The sequence below is a fragment of the Streptomyces sp. AC558_RSS880 genome, assembly GCF_019049255.1.
Classification (GTDB): Bacteria; Actinomycetota; Actinomycetes; order Streptomycetales; family Streptomycetaceae; genus Streptomyces.
This window is the reverse complement of record NZ_JAGMUJ010000133.1, coordinates 54363-68431: the sequence shown is the minus strand read 5'-3', so window position 1 is coordinate 68431 and position 14069 is coordinate 54363. Positions and strand designations below refer to the sequence as shown.

11 protein-coding genes are annotated in these 14069 nt (G+C 72.0%); 4 read left to right on the top strand and 7 right to left on the bottom strand.

Annotation, left to right across the window (positions count from 1 at the left end; all coding sequences use genetic code 11):
- Positions 1–738: a sirohydrochlorin chelatase gene (locus KUM38_RS31920; protein ID WP_217134610.1), complete on the top strand. Its 738-nt coding sequence runs from the start codon at positions 1–3 to the stop codon at positions 736–738.
- A 2-nt stretch (positions 739–740) separates the two neighbouring features.
- Here KUM38_RS31920 and KUM38_RS31915 read toward each other — a convergent pair whose 3' ends face one another.
- Positions 741–1289 carry a DUF1697 domain-containing protein gene (locus KUM38_RS31915; protein ID WP_217134608.1) on the bottom strand — a complete coding sequence of 183 codons (549 nt, stop codon included), beginning with the start codon at positions 1287–1289 and terminating at the stop codon, positions 741–743.
- Between the two features lie 266 nt (positions 1290–1555).
- Between KUM38_RS31915 and KUM38_RS31910 the strand changes: the two genes are divergently transcribed.
- Positions 1556–3811 carry an MMPL family transporter gene (locus KUM38_RS31910; RefSeq protein ID WP_217134606.1) on the top strand — a complete coding sequence of 752 codons (2256 nt, stop codon included), beginning with the start codon at positions 1556–1558 and terminating at the stop codon, positions 3809–3811.
- A 144-nt stretch (positions 3812–3955) separates the two neighbouring features.
- Here the strand turns inward: KUM38_RS31910 and KUM38_RS31905 are convergent, their stop codons facing one another.
- The 4 genes from KUM38_RS31905 to KUM38_RS31890 all read right to left on the bottom strand — a co-directional run bounded on the left by KUM38_RS31905 (position 3956) and on the right by KUM38_RS31890 (position 8369).
- A complete protein-coding gene (locus KUM38_RS31905) occupies positions 3956–5146 on the bottom strand; it encodes a glycosyltransferase (RefSeq protein WP_217134604.1) in 1191 nt (396 codons plus the stop codon).
- Positions 5147–5320: 174 nt separating this feature from the next.
- Positions 5321–6601 (bottom strand): ABC transporter substrate-binding protein, encoded by a 1281-nt coding sequence (locus tag KUM38_RS31900; RefSeq protein WP_217134603.1) that lies wholly within the window; start codon positions 6599–6601, stop codon positions 5321–5323.
- The gene (locus KUM38_RS31895; protein WP_217134601.1) at positions 6601–7434 is read right to left on the bottom strand and encodes a carbohydrate ABC transporter permease; all 834 of its coding nucleotides are present in this window, start codon (positions 7432–7434) and stop codon (positions 6601–6603) included. The genes KUM38_RS31900 and KUM38_RS31895 overlap by 1 nt, the downstream gene beginning before the upstream one ends.
- Positions 7431–8369 carry a carbohydrate ABC transporter permease gene (locus KUM38_RS31890; protein WP_217134599.1) on the bottom strand — a complete coding sequence of 313 codons (939 nt, stop codon included), beginning with the start codon at positions 8367–8369 and terminating at the stop codon, positions 7431–7433. The genes KUM38_RS31895 and KUM38_RS31890 overlap by 4 nt, the downstream gene beginning before the upstream one ends.
- A 182-nt stretch (positions 8370–8551) precedes the next feature.
- Here KUM38_RS31890 and KUM38_RS31885 point away from each other — a divergent pair, with 182 nt between their 5' ends.
- Positions 8552–9415, top strand: coding sequence for an aminoglycoside phosphotransferase family protein (locus tag KUM38_RS31885; RefSeq protein ID WP_217134596.1), 864 nt, complete (start codon positions 8552–8554; stop codon positions 9413–9415).
- A gap of 28 nt (positions 9416–9443) precedes the next feature.
- Here KUM38_RS31885 and KUM38_RS31880 read toward each other — a convergent pair whose 3' ends face one another.
- Positions 9444–10166 (bottom strand): 3'-5' exonuclease, encoded by a 723-nt coding sequence (locus KUM38_RS31880; protein WP_217134595.1) that lies wholly within the window; start codon positions 10164–10166, stop codon positions 9444–9446.
- A 152-nt stretch (positions 10167–10318) separates the two neighbouring features.
- Positions 10319–11590, bottom strand: a complete 1272-nt coding sequence (locus tag KUM38_RS31875) for an SAV2148 family HEPN domain-containing protein (RefSeq protein ID WP_217134717.1) — start codon at positions 11588–11590, stop codon at positions 10319–10321.
- Between the two features lie 271 nt (positions 11591–11861).
- On the opposite strand from KUM38_RS31875, the gene glgX reads away from it, so the two are divergent.
- A complete protein-coding gene (glgX, locus tag KUM38_RS31870) occupies positions 11862–14000 on the top strand; it encodes a glycogen debranching protein GlgX (RefSeq protein ID WP_217134594.1) in 2139 nt (712 codons plus the stop codon).
- Positions 14001–14069 lie beyond the last annotated feature (69 nt).

The following is a 14069-nucleotide window of genomic DNA, read 5'->3' as shown; positions in this document are numbered from 1 at the left end:
ATGCGCCGTCCGGTACTTCTCGTCGTCGCCCACGGCAGCCGCGATCCGCGGCACGCCGCGACCGTGCACGAACTGGTGCGGCGGGTGCGGTCGCTGCGGCCGGGTCTGCGGGTGGAGACCGGGTTCCTGGACTTCAACATCCCCTCCGTCCAAGGGGTGCTGGAGTCCCTGGACGCGGAGGGCGTGCGTGATGTGGTCGCCCTCCCGCTGCTGCTGACCCGTGCCTTCCACGCCAAGGCGGACATCCCGGCGGTGCTGGCTCAGGCCCCGCCGCGGCTGCGGATCCGCCAGGCCGAGGTGCTGGGCCCGTCCCCGCTGCTGCTGGCGGCCCTGGAGCGCCGGTTGTACGAGGCGGGTCTGACGCCCGCCGACAAGTCCTCGACCGGGGTCGTCCTGGCCTCGGCGGGGTCCTCCGACCCGGAGGCGATCGCAGTGATCGCAGCAATCGCGCGGGAGTGGCGGCACACCGGTTGGTGCGCCGTGCGGCCTGCGTTCGCCTCCGCATCCCTCCCCCGCACCGAGCAGGCGGTCCGCGAACTGCGCGCCCTCGGCTGCGCACGCGTCGCCGTCGCGCCGTACGTCCTGGCCCCCGGCTTCCTCCCGGACCGGATCGCCCGGGGTGCGGCCGGGGCGGACGTCCTCGCGGACGTGCTGGGCCCGGCGCCGGAGGTGGCGCGGGTGCTGCTGGAGCGGTACGACGGGGCGCGGGTGCCGACGCTGGCCGCGGTCGGCGCCTGAGCTCAGTCCCCGGTGAGCTCGACGAGCTTCACCACGGTGTTCCAGTTGCGGCTGGTGGCGACGACGCCCTTGGTGATGCGGGGCCTGGCCAGGTGCTCGGCGAGTGTGGAGCGGCCCAGGCCGTTCGGGGCGTACAGGTACAGTGCGCGGTCGCCCAGACGGAACTCCTCGGGCCGATACGCCCCCGGGTCGATCTCGGCGAAGCGCTCGGAGGTGACGGGCGCGGAGAAGTACGTGACGTGGAGCTGCCTGGGCTCCAGCTCGCCGGCCGGGTACGGGCAGGCCTCGACGATCCGCCTCAGATAGGCGTGGTCGCGCACGATCACGTCCACGCCGAAGCCGAAGTGCCGCTCGATCGCCGCCGACAGCTCCGCGGCCAGCGACTCCTCGTCGCCGTGCGCGGCGGTGAACACCACCTGGCCGCTCTGCAGGTGGGTGCGCACCCCGTCGTGACCGAGGCCCTCCACGAGGGCGCGCAGGTCGGCCATCGGCACTTTCCTGCTGCCGCCCACGTTGATCCCGCGCAGCAGTGCCGCGTATCTCGTCGCCATGAGCACACCCTAGGACGGCGTGCCCGGTGGGGGTGTCCGCGACCGCGGCGACGTGCCGGAACCCTGATCATCGGCCCCGGCACGCCCGGGTACGTGTAGGGGGCCGCTGTCCTCCCCAGTGGGGAGGAGACGGGCACCGATGGGATGACCCGGGGTTCCCGAGCTTCACCGGACAGCACGACGAGACGGGCTTATCCGGCCCATACCTTCGAAAGGGTCAGGTGGCGGCACGGGGTCGCTGCCGAACACGAGGGAGCGAGCCCGTCATGGGGAACGGACAATCACGGGTGCGGGGCCTCGCCGCACGGGCCGGCGGCTGGAGCGCCCGGCACCGCTGGGCGGCCGTCGGCATCTGGGTGCTGTTCGTCGTGCTGGCGATGGGACTCGGTTCGGCCGCGGGCCGGGTCGACGTCGGCGACAGCGATCAGCTCAAGGGGGAGACCAGTACCGCCGCCCGCATCGTCGAGGACGCCGGCATCGAGGAGCCGGCCGGTGAGACCGTGCTCGTCCAGGCGAAGGACGAGGGCCTCAAGGCCACGGACGCCGAGTTCCGGTCGGCGGTCACCGCGGTCGTCACGGCCGTGGAGAAGACCGGCGAGGTCACGGACGTCATCTCGCCGTACGAGAGCGACACCATCTCGAAGGACGGGCGCAGCGCGCTGGTCCAGTTCGACGTGCGCGGCGACTCGGACACCGCCGGTGAGCGGATCGAGCCGGTGCTGAACGCCGTGGAGGACGTCCAGAAGGACCACGAGTCGCTGCGGATCGAGGAGATCGGCGGCGCCAGCATGATGAAGACGTTCGACGACGCGTTCGGCGACGACTTCAAGAAGGCCGAGTACTCCGCGGTGCCGGTGGCCCTCGGCATCCTGTTGATCGCGTTCGGCGCGCTGGTGGCGGCGCTGCTGCCGGTGGCGCTGGCGATCACCGCGATCATGGCGACGATGGGTCTGATGGGCCTGGTCAGCCATCTGCAGCCGATGAGCGAGACCGCGAACTCGGTGATGCTGCTGGTCGGCCTGGCCGTCGGGGTCGACTACTGCCTGTTCTACCTGCGCCGCGAGCGTGAGGAGCGGGCGGCCGGACGGGACGCGCAGACCGCGCTGCGGATCGCCGCCGCGACCAGTGGCCGCGCGATCGTCGTCTCCGGTGTCACGGTGTGTGTGGCCATGGCGGGCATGCTGTTCACCGGGCTCGCCGAGTTCGAGGCGATGGGCCTGGCCTCGCTGATGGTCGTGGCGGTCGCCATGGTCGGCTCCGTCACCGTCCTGCCCGCGCTGCTCTCGCTGCTGGGCGAGCGGGTCGAGAAGGGCCGCGTGCCGTTCCTGCGCCGGCGGCGCACCGGCGGCGGCGGTGACAGCCGGTTCTGGTCGGCCGTACTGAAGCGGGTGCTCGCCAAGCCGGTGCTGTCGGTCGTGGTGGCGACCGGTGCGCTGCTGGCGGTGGCCGCTCCGGCGGTCGGGATGAAGACGCAGAACCTCACGCTGGACCAGGAGTTCGGCGACTCGCTGCCGATCGTGCAGACGTACAACCGGGTCAACGACGCCTTCCCCGGCGGCTCCGAGCCGGCCGAGGTGGTCGTCAAGGCGGACGACATCAACGCGCCCGAGGTGAAGGCCGCGCTCGCCGACTTCCGTGAGCAGGCGATCAGTTCGGGTGCCTCGCGCGGCCCGGTCGAGATCAAGCTGCACGACCAGCAGAACGTCGCGTTCGTCTACGTCCCGCTGGTGGGCGGCTCCGACCAGGACAAGGCGGCCGAGAGCCTGGACACGCTGCGCGACGAGGTGCGGCCCGCCACACTCGGTGAGGTCGACGGCGTCGAGGCGCCGATCACCGGGCAGGTCGCCGGGAACAAGGACTTCAACGACCAGCTGGTCGGCTCCGTGGTCCCGGTCTTCGCCTTCGTGGTGGTCTTCGCCTTCCTGGTGATGCTGCTGTCGTTCCGCTCGCTGACGGTCGCGATCACCTCGATCGTGCTGAACCTGCTGTCGGTGGGCGCCGCGTACGGCATCCTCGTGGCGGTCTTCCAGCACGGCTGGGGCGCGTCCCTGGTGGGCGCGGAGGGCGTCGGCGCGATCATCACCTGGCTGCCGCTGTTCCTCTTCGTGATCCTGTTCGGCCTGTCGACGGACTACCACGTGTTCGTGGTCTCCCGGATCCGCGAGGCCCGGCTGCGGGGCCGTACGACGCGGGACGCGGTCCAGCACGGCGTGGTCACCACGGCCGGCGTGGTCACCAGTGCCGCGATCATCATGGTCGCCGTGTTCGGGATCTTCGGAACGCTGTCCATGCAGTCCATGAAGCAGATGGGCGTCGGCCTCGCGGCGGCGGTGCTCATCGACGCGACGATCATCCGGGGCGTGCTGCTGCCCGCGGTGATGACGCTGCTCGGCGAGCGCAACTGGTACCTGCCGAAGTGGCTGCACCGGATGCCCGACCTGACCCACGACGAGTCGCCGGAGGCGGTGGCGGTGGCGCCGCCGACGTCGCGGGACGACGAGGGCGAGCGGGTGCCGGTGTGATCCGGTAGGCGCGCGGCGAGAAGGGCCCGGCGGTTTCCCGCCGGGCCCTTCTCACAACTGCGGGCAATCGTGCCGCAGGGCGGCACGGGTGGGCGCAGCAGCACCCCGCAAACGCGGGTGAGTGAAACCCACCCCCGTCCGCGGCTAGGGCAGCTCCGCCTCGATCAGGTCGGCCGCCCGGCGCGTGCCGCCCTCCTCCGCCATCTCGGCCTGGACGTCCTTCAGCCGCCGGGCGACCTCCGGGTCGTCGACCAGGGCGAGGGCCGCCGCCCTCAGCACCTCGGCCTTCGCCTCGTCGGCCGGAACGTGCCGGGCCACCCCGAGCCCCTGGAGCATGTCCGCGTTGCCGAACTGGTCCACGGCCTGCGGTACGGCGATCATCGGGGTGGCCGTGGCCAGCCCTTCCTGGCTGCCGCCGGCCCCCGCGTGGGTGACGAACAGGTCGGCCTGCTTCAGGATCGCGAGCTGCGGCACCCAGGACCGCACCTCGACGTTCTCCGGTACGTCCCCCAGCTCGGCGGGATCGACGTGCTTGCCGACCTGGAGCACCAGGTGCCAGCCGGGCAGATCCGCGAACGCCTTGACGCACTCCCGGTAGAAGGCCGGCTGCTTGGTGAAGGACGACCCGAGCGACACGAGGACGACCTTCTCGGCACCGGCGGGCCGCTGCCAGTCGCCTTCTGCGCCGCGGTCGCCCTGGCAGGCCCCGACGAAGGAGTACACGCTCTCGTCGACCCGGTCGGCGTGGGGCTGGAGCGCCTTGGGGATCAGGACGATCGAGCGGTCCGGGCGGCCCACGAAGTCGTCCGGGTGCCGGGTGATCCCGTTCTCCTCCAGCCAGGCGTGGAAGCGGGCGTAGTACGCCTGCCCCCGCTCGGTCTTCTTCGGCTCCTCCCACATCGGCTCGGCGACCTCCTTCTCGTACCCGTCCCAGGCGACGAGGTTCGGCGAGAGGGAGATGACGGGCACGCCCCAGCGGTGGCCGAGCACGCGCGCCGGGTAGGAGGTGATGTCGTGCAGGACGAGGTCGGGGGTGTCGCCCTCGTACGCCTCGATGAGCTGGGGGAGTGCCTGGATGGCGTCGGCGAGGAACGGCTCCACGTTGTCCAGCAGTGTGGTGCCCCAGTCCTCCGGGTCGTCGTCGGGGCCCGGCAGCGTGCTGTTCCACAGCTTGGGTTCGGCGCCCGTCTCGGCGACCTTCTCGGCGAACAGCGGCGGGATCGCGTACGTGACCCGGTGGCCGCGCGCCACGAGCTCGCGGATCACCTCGAGGCTCGGGTTCACGTGGCCGTGGGCGGCGATGGAGAACATGGCGATGTGAGCGGGACTGGTCATGCGCCGACAGTAGACGAGACGATACGTCTCGTGCAACTCCTTTGATCTCGTGTCGTCAGCTCCTCGTGCGGCCACCGCACCCGTGCCACTTCGCCGACGGGCACGCCGGGGTCGAGCGGCGGGGCGCCACGGCGCCCGACGCGGACGTGGGGCGCGGCGGGGAAACGGTCGCGCTCAGCGCTGGTAGCGGGCCAGGACCAGGTTGCCGTCCTCCTCCAGCCGCTCGCGCAGCTCGTCGAGACCGATCGCGCCGCTGTAGTACTCCTGGAGCGCCGGGGTGGCGACCTTGTCCTTCCATTCGGGGTAGCCCCGTACCGTCTGGGCGGGGGCCGGGCGCAGGTGCGCGGCGAGGGCCGTGCCAGTGGCCCAGCCGTGTTCGGCGGTGTGCAGGGCGGGGTCGGCGAGGGCCCGGCTGCCGGTGGGCAGCATCCAGTCGCCGAGGGCGAGCCGGACCATGTTCTCCGGCCGGAGCAGGAAGTCGAGGAAGGCCACGGCCTCCTTCTTGTGCGGGCAGTCCTCGGCGACGGAGAGGGTCTGCGGGCTGACGCCCTGGGTGAGTCCGCCGGCTCCGGCCGGGGCGGGCAGCACCTGCCAGTCGAAGCCCTCCGGCGCCTGCTGGACGATCTGCTGGCGGTAGGAGAAGCCGAGCGGCACCATCGCGTACTTGCCGGCGAAGAAACCGGGCAGGGTGTCGGAGCCGCCGCTGCCGAGCGTGGTGGGCGAGGCGCTGCGGTCGGTGTTCACCTGCTCGTGGACGGTGCGCGGGACGACCTCGTCGCCCCCCTCGAACCGCACGGTCACCTTGCCGTCGTCGCCCCGGTGGAAGAGCCGGCCGCCGGCCGAGAGGGACAGGTTGAGCGTGGCGGACACCGGCTCCTTGAGCGGCCAGGCGACACCGTACTTCCCGTCGCCGCCGAGCCGCTTCGTCACCTGGCGGAACTCGTCCCAGCTCCAGGGGGCGTCGGGCGTCGGGACGCGGACGCCGGACTCCTTCAGCCAGGTGGCATTGGCGATGAGCACACGCGGTTCCTGGAGGAAGGGGACGCCGTAGACGCCGTCGTCGAAGGTGACGGTCTCCCAGCCGCGGGGCGGGATGTCGGACTTCAGCCGCTCGGGCAGCAGCTCCGTCAGATCGGCCAGGTAGCCGCCGTAGGCGAAGTCGGCGAGGTCGTCGGAGGCGTCGTGGATGATGTCGGGGGCCTCGCCGCCCTCGAAGGAGGTGAGCAACTGGTCGTGGACGCTGTCCCAGCTGCCCTGGACGTACTCCACCCGGATGTCCGGGTGGGCCGCGTTCCACTCCTCGACGAGTTCCTTGTTGGCCTCGATGGACTCCTCCTGCCAGGCCAGGGACTGGAAGCGCAGGGTGATCCGGCCGTCGTCGCGGGTGCCGCCGGAGGAGCAGCCCGCGAGGAGCAGGGCGACGGCGAGCGCCGCCACGAGGATTCTGGTCCGCATCAGCTCTTCACCGCCCCGGCGAGCATGCCGCCCGTGATCCGCCGCTGGATGATCGCGAAGACGACCAGGGAGGGCAGCGTCGCGAGGAACGCGGCGGCCGCCAGCGGGCCGAGGTCGGCGACTCCCTCGGCACCGATGAAGTGGGTGAGGACGACCGGCAGGGTCTGTTTCTCCGGGGTCTTGAGCAGGACGAGGGCGAAGAAGAACTCGTTCCACGCGGTGACGAAGGCGAACAGCGCGGTCGCCACGATCCCCGGCGCGAGCAGCGGCGCGGTCACCGACACCAGGGTCCGCAGCCGCCCGGCCCCGTCGACGGCCGCCGCCTCCTCCAGCTCGGCCGGTACGGCGCGGACGTATCCGGTGAGCATCCACAGGGCGAAGGGCAGCGCCCAGACCACGTAGACCAGCACCAGACCGGGCACGGAGTCGATCAGCCGCAGGTTCTTCAGCACCAGGAACAGCGGGATGATCAGCAGCACGAACGGAAACGCCTGGCTGACCACCACCCAGCCGGTGGCGGCCCGGGCGAGCGCGGTGCGGTGACGGGCCATCACATAGGCCATCGGGGTGGCGATGACGACGGCGACGACGGCCGCGGCGAGCGCGGCGAGCAGGGAGTTGAGGGCGGCCCGCAGCAGCGGCTGTTCCTCGAAGGCCTGACGGAAGTTGGCGAGGGTGGGGTCCTGGGGAATCCAGGTCGGATGCAGACTGGCCAGCTCCGTCGGCGGCTTGAACGCCGTCGAGACCAGCCAGAGGAACGGGAAGGCGAGGAAGACGAGATACACGAGCAGCGCGGCGTACTGGCCGACGCGGGCGCCGGTGGAGGTCCTCATGTCTCGTCGCCTCCCCGGAGCCGGCCGGCGAGGAAGACGGCCAGCGCGATCGAGACGGCGGCGACCATGACGCAGCCCATCGCCGCCGCGTAGCCGAACTGCCCGTAGCGGAAGGCCTCTTCGTAGGCGAAGAGCATGGGCAGCCGGGTGCGTCCGCCGGGGCCGCCGTTGGTCAGCACGTAGACCAGGGCGAAGGAGTTGAAGTTCCAGATCAGGTTGAGTGCCGTGATGGCGAGGGCGATGGGGCGGATGGCGGGCCAGGTGACCGTCCGGAAGCGGCGCCAGGCGCCGGCGCCGTCCACCGCCGCCGCCTCGTGCAGCTCGCGCGGGGTGTTCTGGAGCCCGGCGAGCAGCGCGACCGTGGTCTGGGGCATTCCGGCCCACACGCCGACGACGATCACCGCGGGCAGGGCGGTGGCGAGCCCGCTGAGCCAGTCCCGGCCGTCCCCCAGGCCGAGGTCGCGCAGTGTCTCGTTGAGGATGCCGGCGTCCGGGTTGTAGACGATCCGCCACATGATGCCGACGACGACCTCGGGCATCGCCCAGGGGACGATCGCCAGGGCGCGGGCGAGCCAGCGCAGCTTCAGGTCCTGGTCGAGCAGCAGGGCCAGGCCGAGCGCCAGCAGGAACTGCGGCACCGTCACCCCGACGGCCCACACCAGGCCGATGCGGAACGACTCCCAGAACAGGGTGTCCCGCAGCAGGTCCTGGAAGTTCAGGGTGCCGATCCACTGCGTGGGCTCGGTGCGCCCGGACTGGGCGTCGGTGAAGGCCAGCAGGACGCCGTAGAGCAGCGGGCCGACGCTGAGGACGAGGATCGGGATCAGCGCGGGCAGCACCAGGAACCAGGGGCCGTGGTCGACGGCCCGTCCGGCTCCGCGGCGCGGGTCGGGCGCGCGGGGCGCCGGTCTCCTCACCTCGGTCACTGACGTCACGGAATCAGCCCCTTTGCGCGGCGCGGGTGGGCCAGGTCATGGTCGTGAAGGCGTTCTGCCTCGTCAAGGGAGCGCGCACACCGCCGCCACCTGTGCGAATGCGACACTGGCCGACGGATGGCCGGATCCCGGTGGTCGGACGAGACCGGTGATCGGGCGTGGACGGACATGGAGGCGGACGGATGGACGAGGCACGGGCGCGGGACGTACTCGCGGCGGCGGGAGTGCTGCCCGGTGCGGCGGCGGACGCGCGGCTGCTCGCCCTCGGGGAGAACGCGGTGTTCGCCGCCGGTGACCTGGCCGTCAAGGTGGGCCGGGACGCCGAGCTGCTGGAGCGGGCCCGCCGGGAGCTGGCCGTCGCGGGGTGGCTGGCGGAGGAGGGCGTGCCGGCGGTGCGGGCGGCCGAGCCGGAGGCGCTGCTGGTCGACGGGCACCCGGTGACCGTGTGGCACCGGCTGCCGGACCCGGTGCGGCCCGCCGCACCCCGGGATCTGGCCGAACTGCTGCGACTGGTCCACGCACTGCCCGCTCCCCCCTTCGCACTGCCGCCCCGCGAGCTGCTGGACGGTGTGGAGCGCTGGCTGCGGCTGGCGGGCGACGCCATCGACCCCGCGGACGCGGCGTATCTGCGCGAGCGGCGCGACGGCTTCGCGTCGGCCGCGGCGGCGCTGACGCCCCATCTGCCGCCGGGCCCCGTCCACGGGGACGCGCTGCCCCGCAACGTGCACATCGGGCCGGACGGGCCGGTCCTGGTCGACCTGGAGACCTTCTCGGCCGATCTGCGCGAGCACGACCTGGTGGTCATGGCCCTCTCCCACGACCGCTACGGGCTGCCGGACGAGGCGTACACGTCCTTCACCGCCGCCTACGGCTGGGACGTGCGCGCCTGGGAGGGCTGCTCGGTGCTGCGCGGCGCGCGGGAGACCGCCAGCTGCGCCTGGGTCGCCCAGCACGCGCCGGGCAACCCCAAGGCGCTGGCCGAGTTCGAGCGCCGGGTGGCGTCGCTGCGGGACGGGGACGAGACCGTGCGCTGGTACCCCTTCTGACTCCTCCGGCTCCGGACCGCCCGGCGCGTCAGACCCGCTCGCCCGCCGGCTCCCGCAGCGGCCAGGTGCCGTCGATCACCGCGTCGGTCTCGCCCTTGCGGCGCAGGAAGTCCTGGAAGTCCGCCGCCCACGCGGCGTACCACTCGATCTGCCGGCGGTGCAGCTCCACCGGGCCGAGGGCCGCGACCTTGGGGTGGCGGCCGGCTATCGCGCAGGCCAGCCGGGCCGCGGCGAGGGCGTCGGCGGTCGCGTCGTGCGCCGAGTCGAGGACGACGCCGTACTCCGCGCAGACCGCTTCGAGGTTGCGCTTGCCGCGCCGGTAGCGGTCGACGGAACGGTCGATGGTGTACGGATCGATGACCGGGGCGGGGTCGGCGCCGCCGAGGCGGTCGCGCAGGGACGGCAGTCCATGACGCCTCAGTTCGGCGGAGAGCAGGGTCAGGTCGAAGGCGGCGTTGTAGGCGACGACCGGGACGCCCTTCTTCCAGTGGGCGGTGAGGACGCCGGCGATGGCGTCGGCGACCTGGCCGGCGGGGCTGCCCTCGGCGGTCGCCCGCTCGTTGCTGATGCCGTGCACGGCCACCGCGTCCTCCGGGATCGGCACGCCCGGGTCGGCCAGCCACTCCCGGCGGCCCATCGCCTCCCCCGCCCTGACCTCGATCACGGCCCCCGTGACGATCCGTGCCTCGCGCGGATCGGTACCCGTCGTCTCCAGGTCGAAGCCGATCAGCAGCTCCCGGTGCCAGCCCATGGGCCGTCCCCCTTCTGTGTGGTGCGTTCCCCCAGTGGTCTCCACCTTCGCACGCACCACTGACAATCAGAGGATCGCATTCCGCTTATCGGCCGGGACGGCTCCCCACGCCCCGCTCACGACACCGGCCGGGACGGCTCACCGCGCCCCGCTCACGACACCGGCCGCGAATCCGCCCACATCAGCTCGAACTCCTCACGGTAGGTGGGGAACAGTCCGCCTTCCTCGACTTCGCCCGGCTTGACCACCTTGACCCCGTTGCGCAGGACCAGCACCGGTGCCTCCATGCCCCGGGCCCGGCGCAGGTGGTTCTGCACGACCGCGACGCCGTCCGAGCCGTCCCCGTCCACGAGGTAGGCGGTGCAGCGGGGCGTCTCGTCGTAGACCTGGATCTCGAAGGCGCCGGGGTCGCGCAGCCGGGACCGGACCCGGCGCATGTGCAGGATGTTCATCTCGACGCTGCGGCCGAGCTCGCCGCGCTTGAGTCCGAGTTCCCGCTCGCGGCGCTTGACCGCGCTGGAGGCGGGGTTCAGGAACAGCAGCCGCACCCGGCAGCCGGACTCCGCCAGCCGCACCAGACGGCGCCCGGAGAAGTTCTGCACCAGCAGGTTGAGGCCGATGCCGAGGGCGTCGAGCCGGCGGGCCCCGCCGAAGATGTCCTCGGCCGGGAACTGGCGCAGCAGCCGCACCCGGTCGGGGTGGACGGCGACCACGTCGGCGTACCGGTCGCCGACCAGGTCCTCGACCGCGTCGACGGGCAGCCGGCGCGCGGACGGCACGTCGCCGCCGGCGCCGAGCATCTCGAGGAGCCGCGCGGAGGCCCGCTCGGCCTGGCTGAGCACCGCCTCGGACAGCGCGCGGTTGCGGGAGACGACGTTCCGGGTGACCTCCAGCTCGTCCAGGGCGAGTTCGACGTCCCGGCGGTCGTCGAAGTACGGCTCGAAGCAGGGCCAGTGCGCCACCATCAGCTCGCGCAGCTGCGGCAGCGTGAGGAAGGACAGGACGTTGTCGTCGGCCGGGTCGAGCAGATAGCCCTTGCGGCGGCTCACCTCGCGCACCGCGACCGCGCGCTGCACCCACTCCTGCCCGGTGGGCCCGGCGGCGGCGACCACCCAGTCGTCGCCGTGCACGGGCTCGTAGACGGGGCGCAGGACGGCGGCCACGACCGCGCGCAGCCGCTGCTCGACGAGGTTCAGCCAGATGTAGGCGCGGCCGGCCCGCTGGGCGCGGGTGCGCACCTCGCGCCAGGCGTCGGCGCCCCAGTCCAGCTCCGGCCCGATCGAGCCCGCGTCCATCGGCCGTGCCAGGGACACCGCACCGGGCGGGACGTCCGTGGAACTGCTCCCCTCGTGACCCTCGTCACCAGGGGGCAGTTCCAGCCCTCCCGCGCCCACCCGCGTACCGCCTTCCGCTCCCCCGAGCACTCCCGTCCCGACGATCAAGGAGAGTACTCCGCCAGCGGCGCACGGTGCAGCCCGATGGACAGGGTCGTTTCCCAACTTCCCGTATTCACGGGACCGTTCCGTTCCGAGGGCGCCCGGGAGTGAGCGGATTCATAGCGGGATCGGCTGCTGGCGGAGGTCATCGGACCCGGGGGGCCTGGGTAGAAGGTGGTTCCCGCCCTTTCGAAGAGACACGGAAACACTCGGAGCCAAGGCGCCCCACCGGCGCCGTACACCTGAAAGAGTCGTATCCATGCAGGTCTGGCCTGGCGAGGCGTATCCGCTCGGTGCCACGTACGACGGCGCCGGAACGAATTTCGCGGTCTTCACGGAGGCCGCGGACCGAGTGGAGCTGTGTCTGCTGCACGACGACGGCTCCGAGACCGCGGTCGAGCTGCGCGAGAGCGACGCGTTCGTGCGGCACGCGTACGTGCCCGGGGTCATGCCCGGGCAGCGGTACGGCTTCCGTGTGCACGGGCCGTACGCCCCCGAGCGGGGGCTGCGCTGCAATTCGGCGAAGCTGCTGCTCGACCCGTACGCACGTGCGATCGCCGGGGCGGTCCGGTGGGGCGAGGAGGTGTACGGCTACCACTTCGACGACCGCGACCGGCGCAACGACCTCGACTCGGCGCCGCACACGATGACGTCGGTCGTGGTCAATCCGTACTTCGACTGGGGCGACGACCGGCGCCCCCGTACGGAGTACCACCACACGGTGATCTACGAGGCCCACGTCAAGGGCCTCACCATGCGCCACCCGGGGCTGCCGGAGGAGCTGCGCGGCACCTACGCGGGTCTCGCGCACCCGGCGGTGATCGAGCACCTGACCGGGCTGGGGGTGACGGCGCTGGAGCTGATGCCGGTGCACCAGTTCGTCAACGACCACCGACTGGTGGACATGGGCCTCAACAACTACTGGGGCTACAACACGATCGGTTTCTTCGCCCCGCACAACGCCTACGCGTCCTGGGGCGACCGGGGCCAGCAGGTGCTGGAGTTCAAGTCGGCGGTGAAGGCGCTGCACGAGGCCGGGATCGAGGTGATCCTCGACGTGGTCTACAACCACACCGCCGAGGGCAACCACCTGGGCCCCACGCTGTCCCTCAAGGGCATCGACAACCCGTCGTACTACCGGCTGACCGACGACCCCCGGTACTACATGGACACGACGGGCACGGGGAACTCCCTGCTCATGCGGTCCCCGCACGTACTGCAGATGATCATGGACTCGCTGCGGTACTGGGTCACCGAGATGCACGTCGACGGGTTCCGCTTCGACCTGGCGGCGACCCTCGCGCGGCAGTTCCACGAGGTGGACCGGCTGTCGTCGTTCTTCGACCTGGTGCAGCAGGACCCGATCGTCTCCCAGGTGAAGCTGATCGCCGAACCCTGGGACGTCGGGGAGGGCGGCTACCAGGTGGGCAACTTCCCGCCGCTGTGGACCGAGTGGAACGGCAAGTACCGCGACACCGTGCGGGACCTGTGGCGGGGCGAGCCGCGCGCGCTCGCGGAGTTCGCCTCCCGGCTGACCGGCTCCTCCGACCTGTACCAGGACGACGGACGCCGCCCGCTGGCCTCGATCAACTTCGTGACCTGCCACGACGGCTTCACGCTGCACGACCTGGTGTCGTACAACGACAAGCACAACCAGGCCAACGGCGAGGACAACCGGGACGGCGAGAGCCACAACCGGTCCTGGAACTGCGGCGCCGAGGGCGAGACCGACGACCCGGACGTGCTGCGGCTGCGGGCCCGGCAGATGCGCAACTTCATCGCCACGCTGATGCTGTCCCAGGGCGTGCCGATGATCAGCCACGGCGACGAGGTGGCCCGCACCCAGCGCGGCAACAACAACGCCTACTGCCAGGACAACGAGCTGGCCTGGCTGGACTGGCCCGCGCCCGGCGAGGGGGAGGACGGCGGGGAGGACCCGCGCCGGCGGCTGCTGGAGTTCACCCGCGCGATGGTGTGGCTGCGCAAGGACCATCCGGTGTTCCGGCGGCGCCGCTTCTTCCACGGCCGGCCGGTGGAGGGCACCCACGACGACCTCTCCGACATCGCCTGGTTCACTCCCGAGGGCGCGGAGATGACCCAGCGGGACTGGGACTCGGCGCGGGCGTCGGCGCTGACGGTGTTCCTCAACGGCAACGCGATCTCCGAGCCCGGGCAGCGCGGGGAGCGCATCACCGACGACTCGTTCCTGCTGATGTTCAACGCCTCCCCCAAGCCGCTGGACTTCGTGGTGCCGGTCGACCACGGCCGGCAGTGGCAGGTGGTCGTCGACACCGCCCGCGCGGACGGCGTACCGCCGGGGACCGGTCCGAAGGTGGCGGCCGGCACCCGGCTGACGCTGATCGACCGCAGCATGACGGTGCTGCAGCGGCCGGTGTAGCGCGACACCCGCCGCATCCGGCGCACCCGGCGCACCCGGCACTTCTCGGAGCCACCCGTCCGGGCGACG

Coding starts and splice junctions, on each gene's coding strand:
- KUM38_RS31920 (WP_217134610.1), top strand. CDS start 1: ATGCGCCGTCCGGTACTTCTCGTCGTCGCCCACGGCAGCCGCGATCCG.
- KUM38_RS31915 (WP_217134608.1), bottom strand. CDS start 1,289: ATGGCGACGAGATACGCGGCACTGCTGCGCGGGATCAACGTGGGCGGC.
- KUM38_RS31910 (WP_217134606.1), top strand. CDS start 1,556: ATGGGGAACGGACAATCACGGGTGCGGGGCCTCGCCGCACGGGCCGGC.
- KUM38_RS31905 (WP_217134604.1), bottom strand. CDS start 5,146: ATGACCAGTCCCGCTCACATCGCCATGTTCTCCATCGCCGCCCACGGC.
- KUM38_RS31900 (WP_217134603.1), bottom strand. CDS start 6,601: ATGCGGACCAGAATCCTCGTGGCGGCGCTCGCCGTCGCCCTGCTCCTC.
- KUM38_RS31895 (WP_217134601.1), bottom strand. CDS start 7,434: ATGAGGACCTCCACCGGCGCCCGCGTCGGCCAGTACGCCGCGCTGCTC.
- KUM38_RS31885 (WP_217134596.1), top strand. CDS start 8,552: ATGGACGAGGCACGGGCGCGGGACGTACTCGCGGCGGCGGGAGTGCTG.
- KUM38_RS31880 (WP_217134595.1), bottom strand. CDS start 10,166: ATGGGCTGGCACCGGGAGCTGCTGATCGGCTTCGACCTGGAGACGACG.
- glgX (WP_217134594.1), top strand. CDS start 11,862: ATGCAGGTCTGGCCTGGCGAGGCGTATCCGCTCGGTGCCACGTACGAC.